Consider the following 16,106-nt stretch of genomic DNA (forward strand, 5'->3'; position numbering starts at 1 on the left):
GGGAAATCAGGCGTTGGTCCCGCCGAATTTTTCAGTGTAAGCGTCGATGCTTTCCTGTATAATCCGTTTTGCGTCCTGCACGCTGCGGATGTAATCCACCGCGGTGGCTTTGCCCTCCAGTTCCTTATACACCGCAAAAAAGTGAATCATTTCGTCAAAAATATGCGAGGGCAGCTCGTCGATGTTCCGGTATTCGTTGAAGGTCGGGTCGCCGAACGGAATCGCGATGATCTTGTCGTCCACAAAACCCCCGTCCTCCATGGAGATCACCCCGATGGGGTAACAGCGCACCAGAGAGAGCGGCTGAATGTCCTCGGAACAGAGCACCAGCACGTCCAGCGGATCGTGATCCGCCGCATAGGTACGCGGAATAAAGCCGTAATTCGCCGGATAATGCGCGGAAGTGTACAGGATACGGTCCATGGAAAGAAAGCCGGATTCCTTATCCAGCTCATATTTTGTCTTGCAGCCCTTGGGAATTTCAATCACCGCGAAAAAGCTGTCCGCATGAATTCTGTCCTGAGAAATCTCGTGCCAAATATTCAAAAAAGTCCCTCCTGCATCTTAAATTTTCTGATTTGCAAATAAAAAAGCCGACAACCCGCTGTGTATATCACAGAAGTCATCAGCATAAAAGCAATTTTAGCGTTCGCTACGGGAGAACTTCATTCCCAGTTTTTATTATAGCACAATAGAAAACATTCTGTCAATAAACAGGAAAATAAGAGAACCGGCAGAAGCCCCGCAGACGGATTCTCATTCCTGCTCAAACCACCGGACACAGTCGCGCCCCTCTTTTTTGGCCAGATACATCGCCTTGTCCGCGTGATTGATCAGGTCGTACAGGTTCACCTGCTCCCTTTTTCCCCTTGCGACGCCGATACTGACGGTCACATGAATATGGTCGTTACCCTCACAGGAATAGCTGCAGCTTCTTACTTCCCTGTTCAGCTTTTCCGCCAGCAGGCCGACGTCCTCCTTTTCCATGTCCTTGAGGAAAATGAGGAATTCCTCGCCGCCGTACCGCCCGACCACCGCGCTGACCGGGATACACCGTTTGCAGATATTCGCAACGTTTTTAATGATTTTATCCCCGAACAGATGGCCGTATGTATCGTTGACGGCCTTGAAAAAATCGATGTCAAGCATCATTGCGTAAAAATCGCAGCCGGCTTCCCTGGCCGAAATATATTCCATAATGCCGAGCTTCATCAGCTGCCTGCGGTTGTAAATACCGCTCAGCTCGTCATACAGGGCAAGTTCTTTGATTTTTTCATAGGATTTTGCGTTCTGAAACGCTAAAATCGACTGCTCCGTATAGATATCCACCAGTTCCAGGTCTCCGGCAGAAATCTCCCTGCTTTTGCTGACAATCATTTTTATGACGCAGAACAGCTTGTGATTATAGTAAAGAGACTTCACGATCAGGCTTTTTCCGTCTTTGCCCCGGGTGTAAAGATCGTGCACGCGAACCTTTTCGCCGCCGTTTCGGTTCTCGGACTGATTTTGATCCCTGAGGACGATTCTCCCGGAATACCTGCGGCAGACCACTTTTTCGTGATTCAGTTTGGTCACAATGTAACCCAGGCTCTCATTCACCCGCAAAACCATGACGGCGCTTTCAAATTCGATAATCTGATACAGATTTTCCAGAATGCTGACCAGAAGGCCCTCGATTTCCAAAGCGGAAACCATCGCTCTCAGACCGTTGTTCAGTTTTTCCGTAATACTCCTTTGCTTCATTTCGTATTCCAGCTTCAGATTTTTGATTCCGACCTCATTGGCCAGCTTTTCGTTCAGCAGATCGCTTTCCCTGAATCTTCCTACCTGCAGGAAGATCTGGATGAACGTGACGACGAGCATTGCGATCGGAGTATAGTAAAGGTTCATTTCGATCAGCCCGTTATTTTTCAGGATATCCACAATGGACAGGAAAAACAGGAGCAGGACGCTTAAAAGGTTGATTCCGGCGTTTTCGTATTTTTTTCTCATTGCGCGCATCAGCGTCACAAGGCAGTTGGCAACGGTGACGGGAATCATCGCTTCCAGCAGAACAACGGGATACAGCATATACCGGGCCGGAAGAAAAACGCCCACAAAAACAATGGCGGACACCGCTGCTCCGCTGACACGCATAAACCTTCTGCTCGACAGTTCTTTATACTGATAGTAAAAGAACAGGCACAGCAGCTGGATCACCACGAAATTGACCAGGTACAGTTTGGTGTTGAATTCAAAATTGATGCCGGGGAAAATCTTATTGAAATAGCACTCGCCGTAAAGCAGCGGACGCAGGGAGATGGCCGCTGCAAAAAGCGCCAGACAGATATGGGCCTTGTCGTGAGAACGCACAAAATACAGCAGAAAGAAAAATACCGCCATTACAAACAGGGATGAAAAGAGAAAGGTGTCCATAAACAAGCCCTGATCGCCCAGCCGCTGGATCTGCTGCTGGGTTCCCACCACAACGGGAATCGTCAGGCCCGAACGGAAATAATCGAAGTTGGAAACCTCTATCAGAATTTCCGTGTCTTCCCGCTGTGTCTGAAAGAAAACCGACTGCGTCGTCCACTCCGGTCTGGATTCCGACGCGTTTTTCCCGACCCGGCCGCTTTCGAAGCGTATGTTTCCATCGATCCACAGCCGGTAGGAAGAACCGATCTGGGGAATTTTCAACCCAAGACAAAGGCCTTTCTGTGCTTTCAGCACCACCCGGTAGACGGTGTATCCCTCCTGTGAACAGGCTTTATTGTCCGCATCACGGTACGCCGTCCAGTTTGCGGGAACCTGAACCAGCTGTTTATTGTCCGCATCCGTTATCTTCCCCTGGGGGCTCACCTGCCGGCCCCAATAAAACTCCCATGCCCCGGTCATCGGAACAGGTGAGGAAAGGCCGGCGCTGCCGATATCCAAAACGCCGTTCGAAACAGCATTCTCATGCCGGCCGGTTCCCGAAAAAACCGAAAGCAGAATCAGGCAGAAGGATACAATCAGCAGCCCGTCGGCGAATTTGATAAACCTTTTCATGGATACCCCCAAAACACAGAAAACCGCAGGCCGACACCCGGCCGAAAATCGATCCGCATGGTTTTCGGCGTCACAGTATCCGGTTTGTTATGTACTTTAAAAACATCTACATTTTAGCACAGATTTCTTTCGATAACTATATCAAGTCTTAAATTTCCTGTTAAAATTTTTCATTTCTTAATCCTATCATTCTCCGGTGAGAAAGCGTGGATAAGAATGCTGAAAAAGAAAAGAGACGGAAATTCTATTCGGAATTCCCGCCCCTCCAAGCTCGTATTTAATTATCAAAACTTGAGAATCAATGAGTTCAGCCAAACTTATCTTTGGGTCTTCATAAAGGCATTACTGCACGGATCATGATAGGTTCCCAGACTGATCTGTTCAACTTAACCATCTCCCAGTATTCTTGATTAAATCTTTGCTTGCCAATCTGTTTTTTAAGGGTACTGATTCACCAGGAATCATTCAATGTACCCAGGACTTATTATGTGCGCCCGACTCGTTTTTATTCCGCCGTACCGAAAAGAATTAATTCCCATAAGTGGAAGCTTTTGCAAATTTTCTTTGAAACGCCTTCACGATTTCCACAATCGGAATAACCGAGAAAGCAAGCAGCAGAGCGACCGAGTACTCCAGCAGTGAAATCTCTTCAAACTGGAAGGCAAACGCCAGAGCGGGGATATAGATCACGGCCGTGGTCAGCAGCAGCGACACGAGCATGGCGCCGATCAGGTATCCGTTCTGTTTCCTCATGCTGAAAATCGAATGGCGCTGGGAACGCATGTTGAAGGAGTGGAAAATCTCCGCCATCGACATGGTCAGAAAAGCCATGGTCATGCCGTCGGCGCTGTTGGTGATTTCCCAAGCCCCGGACTCGAGAAAATGGCCGATGAAATACGCGGACAGGGTGACAACCGTGACCAGGACCCCCTGATAGGCGACGTCCGTGCCGAGTCCTCCGGCAAAAATGCCGTCGCGGGGATTGCGGGGACTGCGCCGCATGAGGTCTTTTTCGCCCTCCTCCATTCCGAGCGCCAGGGCCGGGAAGCAGTCGGTAATCAGATTGATCCAGAGCAGGTGCACCGGCTTCAGAATGACAAAGCCCAGAAGGGTAGCGACAAAAATGGAAAGCACTTCGCTCAGGTTGGAAGCCAGCAGAAACTGAATGGCCTTCCGGATATTGTCGTAGATTCTTCTGCCCTCTTCCACCGCGGAAACGATGGTGGCGAAGTTGTCGTCCGCAAGCACCATGTCCGCCACGTTTTTGGTGACGTCCGTACCCGTAATTCCCATGCCCACGCCGATATCGGCGCTTTTGATCGACGGGGCGTCGTTGACGCCGTCACCGGTCATGGCGGTAATCATCCCGTTGGTTTTCCACGCGTTGACAATACGGACCTTATGCTCCGGCTGGACTCTGGCGTAAACGGAATAATTCCCGATGGTATCCTTCAGCTCGTCGTCGCTGATTTCGTCCAGCCGGGCGCCGGTAATCGCCTGCGACTCGTCCGTGATGATTCCGAGCTGGGTCGCAATGGCCACCGCCGTATCGCGGTGATCGCCCGTGATCATGACCGGGCGGATTCCGGCCTCCCTGCACTCCTGAATCGCGTCCACAACCTCGGGACGGATGGGGTCGATCATTCCGGTCAGACCGATCAGGGTCAGGCCGTTTTCCAGATCGGACGGCTCAAAGGAAGCGGGCATGCCGTCATATTTCTTAAATGCCGCGCAGAGCACGCGCAAGGCCTTGCCCGCCATCGCCTTGTTCTGCGAGTGGATTTCCCCGTGCAGGGCCTCCGTCATCGGCACGACCTGTCCGTTTTTCAGGACATGGGTGCATTTCTTGATGACCTCGTCCGGGGCGCCCTTCGTGTACTGGATGCAGCTTCCGTCCGCGAGAGAATGGACGGTGGACATCATTTTGCGCATGGAATCGAACGGCGCTTCGCCGACGCGCGGATTCGTCTTTTTCAGCTCGTTTTTATCGAGCTTCAGGCTGGCGGCATAGCTGACAAGCGCCGCTTCCGTCGGTTCCCCGGTGACTTCGCCGTCTTTGCCCAGCTCGGCGTCGCTGCACAGGGCCATTGCGGTGGCAAGCAGCGGCTCGTCTTCCGAGTAATGCTCCACAACGGTCATTTTGTTCTGTGTCAGCGTGCCGGTTTTGTCGGAACAGATCACCTGCGCACAGCCGAGCGTTTCCACCGCCGTCAGTTTCCGGATGACGGCGTTTCGTTTGGACATGTTGGTAACGCCGATGGAGAGCACAATCGTCACGACGGTGGCGAGTCCCTCGGGAATCGCCGCGACGGCAAGGCTGACCGCGACCATGAAGGTGTTCAGCACGACCTGACCGCTGAAATCTCCCGATTTAATCAGACTGAACGCAAAGATGAAAATACAGATGCCGATGACCAGACGGCTCAGGATTTTGCTGAGCTGATTCAATTTGATCTGGAGCGGGGTAACGTTGTCCTTCGCGTTTGCGAGCGCGTCGGCGATTTTTCCCATTTCGGTATCCATGCCGGTCGCAACGACCACCGCTTTTCCGCGGCCGTAAACGACGGTGCTGCCCATATACGCCATATTTTTACGGTCGCCGAGCGGCACTTCCTTCTCTTTCTTCAGCGTCAGCGCCTGAATGATCTTGTTGACCGGCACCGACTCGCCCGTCAGGGCGGCCTCCTCGATTTTTACGCTTGCGCTTTCAATCATGCGGCAGTCGGCCGGGACGGCGTCTCCCGCTTCCAGCAGAACCACGTCGCCGGTGACCAGATCTTCGCTTTTCATCGTCACGACGCTGCCGCCGCGCAGAACCTTAGAGGTCGCGGCGGACATTTCCTGCAGCGCTTCAATCGCTTTTTCCGCCTTGCTTTCCTGATAGACGCCAAGCACCGCGTTAATCAGGACAACGATCATAATGATGAAGACATCCGCAAAGGATTCGTGCGCGTAAGACGCGGTAATACCCGAAATGACCGCGGCGACAATCAGGATGATGGTCATCGGGTCGCCAAGCTGCTGAACAAACCGCCTGAATACGGAAACCTTTTTGCCTTCGGCCAGCTTGTTCTTTCCGTCGCGCTGCAAACGGGAATCTGCGTCGGCCTGTGACAGGCCCTGCGGGCTGCTTTGGACCTGCTCAAGGACCTGATCCAAATCTGCTAAATAGTACTTCATGCGTAGTTTCTTCCTCTCATTCATTCAACTGATGATTATGATATGTATTATCATAAAAAAAACTCATGTACAGCCCATACAAAGCTATACATGAGTCTTGTTCATTAAGGCAAGCCAGACCGGAACGGCCATGCTGTTGACTTGACACATGCGGCGGACCGCATGCAAACTACTCCCCCAAGAGATATTGTTTTTTTGTTTTTTTATCATATCATCTATCAGGCGCTCTGTCAACAGGATTTCATCAGCGAACCCGGTAATTTACATGCTTTTAAGCTGAATTTTACAACATTCGGTCGCAGAAAAAAAGGAATTGACAGCGGCTAAGGAAATAGTATAATTTGAATACCGATATTTTAGCGGAGAAGAAACAGCACAGTAACAAACAGGGAAACAGAAACGAAACACAGGAATGGGGAATGGAAGATGCAGATCAAAAAGGCTGCCCTCATCGGAATGGGTGCGATTGGCACCGTTTATGGGAAATTGCTGCACGACCGCTACGGCGCCGATTTTGCCGTGATCGCCGGCGGGGCGCGGAAAGAAAAGCTGAAGGGAAACGGAATCCGGCTTAACGGCAGTGTGTTTTACCCGCGGGTGCTTTCGCCGGGGGAACAGAATTTTCCAGCCGACCTAATCATTGTCAGCGTAAAAAACGACCAGCTGAGCAAAGCGCTGGAGGATATGCGCAGCTTTGTCGGTAAAAGCACCGTAATCCTTCCCCTTTTGAACGGAGTCACCGTCAGGGACAGAATCCTGTCGGTCTTTCCGGACAACCGCGTCTTTTACGGGCTTTCCATTTACATAGACGCGGTGCGAACCGCCGACGGTGTACAAAACACGGTGGACGGTGTGATTGATTTCGGGGACGCGGACAACACGGTCCCTTCGCCGGAAGTGACCGCAGTCAAAGCTTTTCTGGCCGCGGCCGGGATTGAATGCGAAGCCCCTTCGGACATGATCCGCACCGTATGGAAAAAATGGATGCTCAATGTGGGCTGCAACCAGGTTTCCGCCATCACCGGCGCGCCCTACGGAAAAATGACCGGCATAGAAACCAACGGAATCCTTTTTCATGAAGCCATGATGGAGGTCGTCGCTCTGGCAAAGGCCCGCCATATCGATTTAACCGAACAGGACGCCCTGGAATACGAAAATCTGATGTCCACGTTTTCACCGCTGGGGAAAACCTCCATGCTGCAGGATATAGAGGCAAAGCGGCGCACCGAGGTAGATTATTTTGCCGGTACCGTCGTGGAGTTGGGCCGGAAATATCAGGTTTCCACTCCCGTGAATCACGTTTTATACTGCATTATCAAATCCATGGAACAGCTTTACTGAGTATTTTACGCATGGCACAGCAGCCGTTAAAAAACATTGATAAAAATTCAGGATATCAGAAAGTGAGTGAAGCTATGGAGTATCGAAGGGCGACGATCCATGATGTTGACCAGCTGGCAGAAATCAGAGTGGAGATGCGAAACGAAAGGGAAAATCCTCAAAATTCCGGCACCGCCGAATTTTACGCGAACACCTACCGGTATTTTGAACAGCATCTTGCAAACGACAGCTTTGTCGCATGGGTTGCGGTTCAGGACGAAGAGATCATAGCGACCAGCGGGATCGTGTTCTATTCGATTCCCCCGGTCTATTCCAACATCACGGGATCGGTGGCGTACATCATGAACATGTATACGAAACCGGCACACCGGAACAAAGGGATCGCTTCCGCTCTTTTAAGCCGTCTGCTGGAGGAAACACGTGCCAGAAACTGCATGAAAATTACGCTGAACGCTTCCGAAATGGGAAAGCCGCTGTATGAAAAATACGGTTTTCAGGAGGCAAAAAATAATATGGAGTATTCTCTGACCTTTTGATCGGTATCGGTCGGCCGGAGAAGCTCTTCCCGCAAAACGGCGCTGATTCCCTTTGGAATCAACGCCGTTTTTATCATGCTTTCAGACGGTATCCTTCTGTACGGCCCGTATGTTCCCGAGAAGCTGGGAAAGCATTTCCCTGAGGCGAAGGGCCTCTTCCGGAGCAAGGCCCGTACAGCAGAACATTTTCTGAGGAAGGTCCAGAAAATGTTTTTTCAGGCTTCTGCCCTTTTCCGTCAGACAAACCTGTACACTGCGCTCGTCACGGACACTGCGCACGCGTTCGACAAGCTCCAGCTTTTCCAGCTTTTTCAGAAGCGGGGTCAGGGTTCCTGAATCCAGAAGCAGCCGGCTTCCCAACTCCGATACGCTGAGATTGTCCTTTTCCCACAGCACCAGCAAAGTGATATACTGCGTATACGTAAGGCCATACGGTTCGAGGTACGGCTTGTAAAGGCGGATCACTTCCTTTGAGCACGCATAAAGCGCAAAACAAAGCTGGCTGTCAAGCTTTAACAGGTCGTCGGGCCGCACATCCAAATTACAAACACTCCTTAATTGCGGATTCCATTTCCTCGGGCGTCGTTGTCGGTTCAAAACGTCCGGCAATATTTCCTTCCCTGTCAATCAGGAATTTCGTAAAATTCCATTTGATGGAGCTGTCGCTGAACTCTTTTCCGTATTTCGTTTTCAGCATCAGTTCCAGCGTCCTGTTTTTTACGCCCTTTCCAAAGCCTTCAAAGGCTGTGTGGCCGGTCAGATAGCGGAAGATCGGGTCTGCGTTTTCCCCGCGAACGTCAATTTTCACCGAAAGCGGAAAAGTAACCCCATACCGCAGCTTACAGAACTCCTGTACCTCGCTGTTCGTTCCGGGCTCCTGCTCCGCAAACTGATTGCAGGGGAAACCGATCACCGTGAGACCCTGTTCGCGATAGGTCTGATAAAGCTTTTCCAGACCTTCGTACTGCGGCGTAAAGCCGCATTTGCTTGCCGTATTGACGAGGACCAGCACCTTGCCTTTTAATTCTGAAAGCGGAACGGTCTTTCCCTCCATCGTCTGAATGGAATAATCATAAATCGTCATAAAGGATCACCTTTCAAATTGTATTTTTTACAATTTTATTTTATACAATTTAATTTACTTTATCAAGAGTTAAATTTTTCACCCAGTCCGCGAGGGACTTCCGGGCCTTATCCGGGGAAAGGGGGCTTTTCATGACGGTCTGAAGAAAGAAGCAGCCGGACACTTCCCCGCCACGCAGCTTCACTCTCTGCGTCAGAGACTGAAAAACGGACTGCGGCTCATGCTCGTCTGCCTGTGTGACAAATAAATAGACCTTTTTCTCGGAAAAATCCGCCCGTTCCAGAAAGGCATTGACGGCGGGCGTACTCCGGCCCGCCCAGACCGGGCCGCCGAGAAAAACGGAATCATAGCCGTTCAGGGAAAAATCCATCGGCCCGATTTTGCTCTTCAGGCCAAAGACCGCCGAGCATGCCGCCATACCGAAGGATTTCCGCGGTTTTGTCTCTTCGATCCGTTTTAGGTCCCCGCCAATTAATTCGGACAGCTCTTTCGCCGCGACCTCCGTGTTCCCCTTCCAGGAATAATAGACAATCAGATTTTTCATCTTTGAGCATCCTTTCGTATCTTTCTCATTTTGTTCCGGCCTGATGTTTTTTAATCGGGAATTTTCATTGAGTGATGGGACATCCGGTAAGATTATCTTTAGATAATAGCATAATTAAAAGAGGAATGATATAAAATTTTGTTTGGAATTTATTAAAATTGTCCCGAATTTCAGTTTCTGTGCCTGCTGTTTCCAAGCCAACTGTCACTCGACTGAAAATCAGGCGTATGGTTTTGCGCGGAGATGTATTATTTGCAGCAGCCGCAAATGCGTTTTTAAGCGGTCGGAAAAACGCTATACAACCATTGCAGAACTGTAAAGAGAATATAAAATATTTTGAAAATCTCTTTGCTGTTTGTAAAAATATTGCTATAATATAAGAAAGGCATTTTGACAGATATTTACAGAAAACAAATTTGATTCCGTCGAATCTGTCAAAAAAACAATCATAACAGGAGGTTGAGAAAAATGCCGGCTTTTGCAAATCCTTTTCAGGCAAACGTTGAAAGGAAATTAACACATGAGGAACTTGTTCAGGCCATCCGTCTGGACATTGCGGGGGAACTGGAAGCCATCTATCTTTATGACGCCCATGTTCAGGCCACGGACAATGAACTGGCCAAAACGGTCATCAGCGATATCCGCGATGAAGAAAAGGCCCATATCGGTGAATTGATGACGCTGCTTCGGCAGCTGGACCCGAAAGAAGCGGAGCTGTTCGCCTCCGGTGAAGCGGAAGTAAGAGAGATGCTGGAGGGGCTGGGAATTTCCGAACCGTCCGCAGAGCCCGCTGCCGACGCCCCCGGACAGACGGTCGGCAGCCTGCTGAACGAATAAATAAATCTGTAAAGGAGCTGATCATATGGATTATCTTTCAAGAGAAGGTTCCCCGGTACCGCAGGAGCTTTGGAAACAAATTGACGCTGCCGTAGTGGAATCGGCGCGCCGTATTCTGGCGGGCAGAAGATTCTTACATATTTTCGGGCCTCTCGGCATCGGAGCGGACAGCATCGCGATTGACGACGCGGACAAAATCGGGGAAATCACCAAAGACGGACTGACGGTCACCGCCGGCAGAAAGCATGTGGAAATCCCCACCGTTTACGACGACGCCACCCTTTTGGCAAAAGATCTGGAAAGCAGCCGCAAATCCGGTTATCCGGTGGATTTATCCGCCGTTATGGCTTCCGCCGAGGCCTGCGCCCTGAAAGAGGACCGGCTGATTTTCTTCGGGGCCGAAGGACTGGGCTATGAAGGGCTTCTTACCGCAGCGGGAACAAACCGGATTGAAAAGAAAGACTGGTCCGAGGGAGAAAACGCGTTTACCGATATCGCCGCGGCAATCCAGCTGCTGACTTCTAAAAACGTTTACGGCGCTTATGCGCTTGCGGTCAGTCCCGACCTGTATCTGCAGATGCAGCGGATTCAGCCCGGAACGGGTTTATTGGAAATTGAGCGTGTGAAAAAGCTGCTGAACGGCAATGTTGTCAGCAGCCCTGTATTGGGAAATGACAAAGCGGTGCTCGTCTGCACCGATCCGAGAAATATCGATCTGGTGATCGGACAGGACCTTGCAGCCGCTTATCTGGAGCAAAGGGACCTCAATCACTGCTTCCGTATTCTGGAGACCGTTCTGCTCCGCATCAAGCGCAGGCAGGCTATCGTCGTTTTTGAATGACCCGAAGCTTTGCCACCGCACGGTATCTCTTTTATTTGCTGTTTTATTTATAATAATCAAATGATGGAAATGAGGTTGTAAAAATGTCAAAAGTTGTTTTTTACCGCTGTGAGATTTGCGGCAATATGGTAGCGCTGATCAGGAGCGGCGGCGGCACACTCACCTGCTGCGGCCAGAACATGACGAAGCTGGAAGCAAACACCACCGACGCCGCGACCGAAAAGCACGTTCCGTTTATTACAAGGGAAGACGGAAAAATCAAAGTTCAGATCGGTTCCACCATTCACCCCATGCTCCCGGAGCATCATATTGAATGGATTGCGCTGGAGTCCGGCGACAGGCTGGAAATCGCCTACCTGAAGCCCGGCATGGACCCGAAGGCGGAGTTCAACGACGCCGAATCCGGCACGGTTTACGAGTACTGCAATCTTCACGGCCTTTGGAAAGCTGAATTCTAATTGATCAGATGAAAAATGGCTTTGCGGGTTTTCCGCAAAGCCATTTTTGTTATATCATCCCATTTTGGCAGGGTATTATCAATCTTCTTTCCCGTGGCCGCCGTTTTCCGGAAACAGCCCCAAGAAATCAAGGGTCGCGAAATAATCGGCCGGGGTTTCCGCGCGGCGGATGAGCTGCGCCGACCCGTCCTCTTTCAGCAGCACTTCCGCGGAACGCAGCCTGCCGTTGTAGTTGTAGCCCATGGCATGGCCGTGCGCGCCGGCGTCATGGATCATTAGAAGGTCCCCCATATCTATTTTCGGAAACATACGGTCAATGGCAAATTTGTCGTTATTCTCACACAGGCTTCCGACAATGTCGTATTTGTGGTCGCAGGGGGCGTTTTCCTTCCCCATCACCGTAATATGGTGGTATGCGCCGTACATGGCGGGGCGCAGAAGGTTGGCCGCGCAGGCGTCCACCCCGATATATTCCTTATAGATATGTTTTTCGTGGATCGCTTTCGTCACCAGACAGCCGTACGGCCCAAGCATGAAGCGTCCCAGCTCGGTGTAGATCGCCACGTCCTTCAGGCCCGCCGGAACAAGGATCTCCTCAAAGGCTTTGCGGACGCCTTCCCCGATCTTTGCGATATTGGCCGGTTTTTGTTCCGGACGGTAGGGAATTCCTACGCCGCCGGACAGATTGATAAAGGAAACAGCAACGCCCGTTTTACGGTAGATGTCGACAGCCGTACGGAACAGGATACCGGCCAGCGTCGGGTAATACCCGTCGTCCGTCGTATTGCTGGCGAGGAAAGCGTGGATGCCGAAGCGCCTGGCCCCCAGTTCCTTCAGCTTTACAAACCCCTGCTCCAGCTGTTCGCGGGTAAAGCCGTATTTGGCTTCCCCCGGCGTGTCCATAATGGCGTTGCTGATCTGAAAGGTCCCGCCTGGATTGAAGCGGCAGCAGATGGTTTCCGGAATGCCCGCCGTGGATTTCAGAAAATCGATATGCGTAAAATCGTCAAGATTGATCAAAGCGCCAAGCTTTTTTGCCAGTACAAATTCCTCGGGCGGCGTTTCGTTGGACGAAAACATGATGTTCTGTCCGTGAAAACCCACCGCGTCGGAAAGCATCAGTTCTGTCAGCGAGGAACAGTCGACCCCGCAGCCCTCTTCCTTCATGATTTTCAAAATGACCGGGTTGGGCGTTGCCTTCACCGCAAAATACTCACGGAAGCCGCTGTTCCACGCAAAAGCCTTCTGCAGTCTGCGCACGTTTTCCCGGATCCCCTTTTCATCATAAAGATAAAACGGAGTCGGAAATCGGGCCGCGATCTTTTCAAGTTCTTCCTTATTTACGAAGGTGTTTTTCAAAACAGTTTCAGCTCCCTTTCGTTACGGTAATCAATGTGATTTCATTTTTCAGCGCCTCTTTGAAAAGCTCAACCAGATTGCGCTTTTGAGAATACAGGCAGGTGGACTCGGAACCCGCGGCGATATCGCCGGTCAAAACGCTTTTGGAATCGGCAATCAGGCGAATCTGATGCCGCTCGGTTTTCGTGTGGTACACCAGCGTGCCCTCCAGATCAAACGGAGGGTCGGTGATGATGACGACCTTCAGCCCCCGGCGCAAAGCCGAACAGAGCTGCGGCAGAAGCAAAGAAAGCGTCTGTTCGGACACGGCAAGGTAAATACGCTCTTTCGCCGCGTCGATCATGTTTTTCATTTTATCCATGATGTTGGTCTCGCCCTTGACGGTGATGTACCCCTCCCCGGCTTCCCTGCGCCTGGGCGCCGCCCCCACCAGCAGCTCCCGGTATTCCTGCATGCGCCGGATACGGTTGCTGCAGAATTCCTCGACCGGAACGGGAAGATAATGGGTGGCCGTGTCTTCCTCCACAAGGGCCGCGCCTTTTTCAACCAGACCGGCCAGCGCCGTATAGGTATTGGAACGGGATATGCCGGACGCTTTCGCGGCCTCATATCCCGTCAGTTTTCCTTCGGAGCAGAGCAGAAGATACAGGGCCGATTCCTGCCGTGTAAGATTGTAATATCCCAGCAGTTCCACCAGATCCATCGTGCCGCCCCCTGTATAGTGTTTCTCTATAGGAACACTATACGATATTTATCATCATTTGTCAATTAATATTTCTGGCCCGCCGCCTCCGCCGTCAGGTCTGAAAGATTTTTTTCAGCTTTCGCGCCGGTTTCCGGGCCTCCTTCGATCACCGTGAACTTTCTCTTTTTCAGCTGAAAAGCGCCGACCAGCTTCCTGAGCATATCCGCCTGTGCGGACAGTTCTTCGCTCGCCGCCGCGCTTTCCTCCGCCGTGGCGGAATTCGTCTGGACGACCGCGGAAACCTGATCCACGCCGGTTGTAATCTGTTCGATCGCGGCGGCCTGATCGGAAGAGGCCATATCGATTTTGACGATCGTTTCTCCCACAAGCCCCACCTTGGCCGCGATCTCATTCAGTTCTTTCGCCGTACGCCCGGCGATAGCGGTTCCGTTTTTCACGCTCTGGATGGAACCCTCGATCAGGCTGGTGGTCTGCTTGGCCGCGTTGGCGGACTTGCTTGCCAGATTCCGCACCTCGTCGGCCACCACGGCAAACCCTTTTCCGGCGCTGCCGGCCCTTGCCGCTTCCACGGCGGCGTTCAGGGCAAGGATATTGGTCTGGAACGCAATGTCGTCGATCACCTTGATAATTTTTCCGATCTCACTGGAAGTATTGCTGATTTCTTCCATGGAAGAGAGCATCTGCCGCATCTGTTCGTTGCCCTGTTCTACCTGCGCGACGGTATCTTTTACGTAACCCGCCATTACCCTGACATTATCCGCCGTCTCGCTGACTTTTCCGGAAACCTCGGTAACGGAGGCCGCCAGCTCTTCCACGGAGCTTGCCTGCTCTGTCGCGCCCTGCGCAAGCTCCTGAGAACCGTCGGAAACCTGGGCCGCTCCGCTGTTGACCTGTTCCGCGGAGGTATCGATGGCTGCGAGAGTATTGTTCAGCTCGTCAGAAATCTGCATCAGCGCCTGTTTGATCGGAGCAAAATCCCCCGCATATTCCTGTGTAATATCCGCGGTCATATCCCCCTTTGCCATACGTCCCAGCTTGTCAGAAATATCCGCGACATACAGCTTAAGGGTCCCGGCGGCCGACTGCAGCGACCGGGCAAGAGAACCGATTTCATCTCTGGAGGAATAGGTAACATCCACGTCAAGCTTTCCCTGCGCGATGCTCTCGGCGGCGACGGCCATTTCATTGACCGGCCTGCTCAACTTCCGGGCCAGCCAGAAGCCCCAGCCGCCGGAAACGAAGACTCCGAAAAGAATAATTACAATCATCATGAGCATCATCGTATCCCCGAGCTGCTGATTGGCATCGTGGTTCGCCTTTGCGTTACTGACCCGATTCTGCATGCACTGGGTATAATTGTCGGTCACCTTGATGTTGATTTCCATCAGCTTTTTCAGGTTGGTCATGGCTTCGCCGATATTCTTCCGCTCGGTTTCCTGAACGATGGCTTCAAAGGTCGGCCAGAATTCCTCGTCAAACATGGTTTTCGTCTGGGCAAACAGCTCTTTCGTAGCCGCCGTCGAAATAGTCGGTTCATACTGTTCAACCGCATCGTCATATTGCTTTTTATATTTTTCGGTATTTGTGACAATGGTTTTTAGCTCTTCCTGATCGTCATAGTACAATATATAATCTCTGGACAGTCCTCTTAAACGGTCGAGATTCAAAAGGATATCCGACATAACCGGCAGCGGCGCGGTCTGCTGCTCATAGAGCTTTGTACTGGAAGCTTCCATTTGCCGCATACTGTAAATGCCGGCGGCGCCGACAATGACCGTAATCAAGGATATCGCCAGAAACGACAGGATCAGCTTATTTGCGATTTTAAGATTTTTCATAATTTTTCTCCATTTCTCATTCTCCATGCTGGATTCTTTTTACTATTCCGCTTTGTCCGGGTCCTGTACCCGTACTCCTGCTGCCGCCCGGTTCTCCTTCCCGGACGCTTTCCCTCCACAGCAATGTTCTCCCCACCTGTTTTTCGTTTCTCCCCCTTTCCAAAACGCAGCCGGCTGCCATTCCTCCATCTATGGCGCCGGTCACATTTTTGTCTGTTTTTTCGATTCGATCCATTCCACTTCTTCTTTTTAAATTATCGTCCTGAATATCAATTATATTTATATTTTTGTTTATTATTTTTTTAATTGATCATAATATATTTGTTTTACTTATATACAGTTTACCTTTTTTTAC

14 protein-coding genes, 1 pseudogene and 1 riboswitch are annotated in these 16,106 nt (G+C 51.1%); of the genes and pseudogenes, 5 read left to right on the forward strand and 10 right to left on the reverse strand.

The genetic code is table 11. The features are described from left to right. Window positions 1-6 precede the first annotated feature (6 nt). The 3 genes from ACRQV7_RS11260 to ACRQV7_RS11270 all read right to left on the reverse strand — a co-directional run bounded on the left by ACRQV7_RS11260 (window position 7) and on the right by ACRQV7_RS11270 (window position 6,207). Window positions 7-546, reverse strand: a complete 540-nt coding sequence (locus ACRQV7_RS11260; protein WP_444658219.1) for an inorganic diphosphatase — start codon at window positions 544-546, stop codon at window positions 7-9. A 63-nt stretch (window positions 547-609) separates the two neighbouring features. Next, a riboswitch (Fluoride riboswitch) is annotated at window positions 610-682 on the reverse strand. Window positions 683-756: 74 nt separating this feature from the next. Next, window positions 757-3,027 carry a sensor domain-containing diguanylate cyclase gene (locus tag ACRQV7_RS11265; protein WP_444658220.1) on the reverse strand — a complete coding sequence of 757 codons (2,271 nt, stop codon included), beginning with the start codon at window positions 3,025-3,027 and terminating at the stop codon, window positions 757-759. Between the two features lie 528 nt (window positions 3,028-3,555). Continuing rightward, complete coding sequence (locus tag ACRQV7_RS11270; RefSeq protein ID WP_444658221.1) at window positions 3,556-6,207, reverse strand: cation-translocating P-type ATPase; 2,652 nt, start codon at window positions 6,205-6,207, stop codon at window positions 3,556-3,558. A gap of 426 nt (window positions 6,208-6,633) precedes the next feature. Here ACRQV7_RS11270 and ACRQV7_RS11275 point away from each other — a divergent pair, with 426 nt between their 5' ends. Then, window positions 6,634-7,548 carry a ketopantoate reductase family protein gene (locus ACRQV7_RS11275; RefSeq protein WP_275716518.1) on the forward strand — a complete coding sequence of 305 codons (915 nt, stop codon included), beginning with the start codon at window positions 6,634-6,636 and terminating at the stop codon, window positions 7,546-7,548. A 62-nt stretch (window positions 7,549-7,610) separates the two neighbouring features. Next, the gene (locus tag ACRQV7_RS11280) at window positions 7,611-8,084 is read left to right on the forward strand and encodes a GNAT family N-acetyltransferase (protein ID WP_275716516.1); all 474 of its coding nucleotides are present in this window, start codon (window positions 7,611-7,613) and stop codon (window positions 8,082-8,084) included. An 81-nt stretch (window positions 8,085-8,165) separates the two neighbouring features. Here ACRQV7_RS11280 and ACRQV7_RS11285 read toward each other — a convergent pair whose 3' ends face one another. The 3 genes from ACRQV7_RS11285 to ACRQV7_RS11295 are packed head-to-tail and all read right to left on the reverse strand — an operon-like array spanning window position 8,166 to window position 9,712. Continuing rightward, window positions 8,166-8,624, reverse strand: coding sequence for a MarR family winged helix-turn-helix transcriptional regulator (locus tag ACRQV7_RS11285; RefSeq protein ID WP_442868009.1), 459 nt, complete (start codon window positions 8,622-8,624; stop codon window positions 8,166-8,168). Between the two features lies 1 nt (window position 8,625). Further along, window positions 8,626-9,168 carry a glutathione peroxidase gene (locus tag ACRQV7_RS11290; protein ID WP_444658222.1) on the reverse strand — a complete coding sequence of 181 codons (543 nt, stop codon included), beginning with the start codon at window positions 9,166-9,168 and terminating at the stop codon, window positions 8,626-8,628. A 49-nt stretch (window positions 9,169-9,217) separates the two neighbouring features. Then, window positions 9,218-9,712 carry a flavodoxin family protein gene (locus ACRQV7_RS11295; RefSeq protein WP_444658223.1) on the reverse strand — a complete coding sequence of 165 codons (495 nt, stop codon included), beginning with the start codon at window positions 9,710-9,712 and terminating at the stop codon, window positions 9,218-9,220. A 468-nt stretch (window positions 9,713-10,180) separates the two neighbouring features. Between ACRQV7_RS11295 and ACRQV7_RS11300 the strand changes: the two genes are divergently transcribed. From ACRQV7_RS11300 to ACRQV7_RS11310, 3 genes are all read left to right on the forward strand, one after another. Next, on the forward strand, window positions 10,181-10,549 hold the full coding sequence (locus ACRQV7_RS11300) for a demethoxyubiquinone hydroxylase family protein (RefSeq protein WP_275716508.1): 369 nt from the start codon (window positions 10,181-10,183) through the stop codon (window positions 10,547-10,549). Window positions 10,550-10,574: 25 nt separating this feature from the next. Next, window positions 10,575-11,390, forward strand: coding sequence for a family 1 encapsulin nanocompartment shell protein (locus tag ACRQV7_RS11305; protein WP_444658224.1), 816 nt, complete (start codon window positions 10,575-10,577; stop codon window positions 11,388-11,390). A gap of 83 nt (window positions 11,391-11,473) precedes the next feature. After that, complete coding sequence (locus ACRQV7_RS11310; protein ID WP_275716504.1) at window positions 11,474-11,848, forward strand: desulfoferrodoxin family protein; 375 nt, start codon at window positions 11,474-11,476, stop codon at window positions 11,846-11,848. A gap of 78 nt (window positions 11,849-11,926) precedes the next feature. Here ACRQV7_RS11310 and ACRQV7_RS11315 read toward each other — a convergent pair whose 3' ends face one another. The 4 genes and pseudogenes from ACRQV7_RS11315 to ACRQV7_RS11330 form a co-directional block, all read right to left on the reverse strand. Further along, complete coding sequence (locus ACRQV7_RS11315) at window positions 11,927-13,207, reverse strand: diaminopimelate decarboxylase (RefSeq protein WP_444658225.1); 1,281 nt, start codon at window positions 13,205-13,207, stop codon at window positions 11,927-11,929. A gap of 7 nt (window positions 13,208-13,214) precedes the next feature. Then, on the reverse strand, window positions 13,215-13,910 hold the full coding sequence (locus ACRQV7_RS11320) for a TrmB family transcriptional regulator (RefSeq protein WP_275716500.1): 696 nt from the start codon (window positions 13,908-13,910) through the stop codon (window positions 13,215-13,217). 65 nt (window positions 13,911-13,975) lie between these two features. Beyond that, window positions 13,976-15,739: pseudogene (locus ACRQV7_RS11325) on the reverse strand (methyl-accepting chemotaxis protein); the annotation flags it as partial. Window positions 15,740-15,767: 28 nt separating this feature from the next. Beyond that, complete coding sequence (locus ACRQV7_RS11330) at window positions 15,768-15,986, reverse strand: hypothetical protein (protein WP_444658226.1); 219 nt, start codon at window positions 15,984-15,986, stop codon at window positions 15,768-15,770. Between the last annotated feature and the right edge of the window lie 120 nt (window positions 15,987-16,106).

It is taken from the genome of Caproiciproducens lactatisolvens (assembly GCF_052443335.1).
Classification (GTDB): Bacteria; Bacillota; Clostridia; order Oscillospirales; family Acutalibacteraceae; genus Caproiciproducens.

What these genes read in the sequence shown, in the direction of transcription:
- ACRQV7_RS11265 (WP_444658220.1), bottom strand. Translation starts at nt 3,027, where the DNA reads ATGAAAAGGTTTATCAAATTCGCCGACGGGCTGCTGATTGTATCCTTC.
- ACRQV7_RS11270 (WP_444658221.1), bottom strand. Translation starts at nt 6,207, where the DNA reads ATGAAGTACTATTTAGCAGATTTGGATCAGGTCCTTGAGCAGGTCCAA.
- ACRQV7_RS11275 (WP_275716518.1), top strand. Translation starts at nt 6,634, where the DNA reads ATGCAGATCAAAAAGGCTGCCCTCATCGGAATGGGTGCGATTGGCACC.
- ACRQV7_RS11290 (WP_444658222.1), bottom strand. Translation starts at nt 9,168, where the DNA reads ATGACGATTTATGATTATTCCATTCAGACGATGGAGGGAAAGACCGTT.
- ACRQV7_RS11295 (WP_444658223.1), bottom strand. Translation starts at nt 9,712, where the DNA reads ATGAAAAATCTGATTGTCTATTATTCCTGGAAGGGGAACACGGAGGTC.
- ACRQV7_RS11300 (WP_275716508.1), top strand. Translation starts at nt 10,181, where the DNA reads ATGCCGGCTTTTGCAAATCCTTTTCAGGCAAACGTTGAAAGGAAATTA.
- ACRQV7_RS11305 (WP_444658224.1), top strand. Translation starts at nt 10,575, where the DNA reads ATGGATTATCTTTCAAGAGAAGGTTCCCCGGTACCGCAGGAGCTTTGG.
- ACRQV7_RS11310 (WP_275716504.1), top strand. Translation starts at nt 11,474, where the DNA reads ATGTCAAAAGTTGTTTTTTACCGCTGTGAGATTTGCGGCAATATGGTA.
- ACRQV7_RS11320 (WP_275716500.1), bottom strand. Translation starts at nt 13,910, where the DNA reads ATGGATCTGGTGGAACTGCTGGGATATTACAATCTTACACGGCAGGAA.
- ACRQV7_RS11330 (WP_444658226.1), bottom strand. Translation starts at nt 15,986, where the DNA reads ATGGATCGAATCGAAAAAACAGACAAAAATGTGACCGGCGCCATAGAT.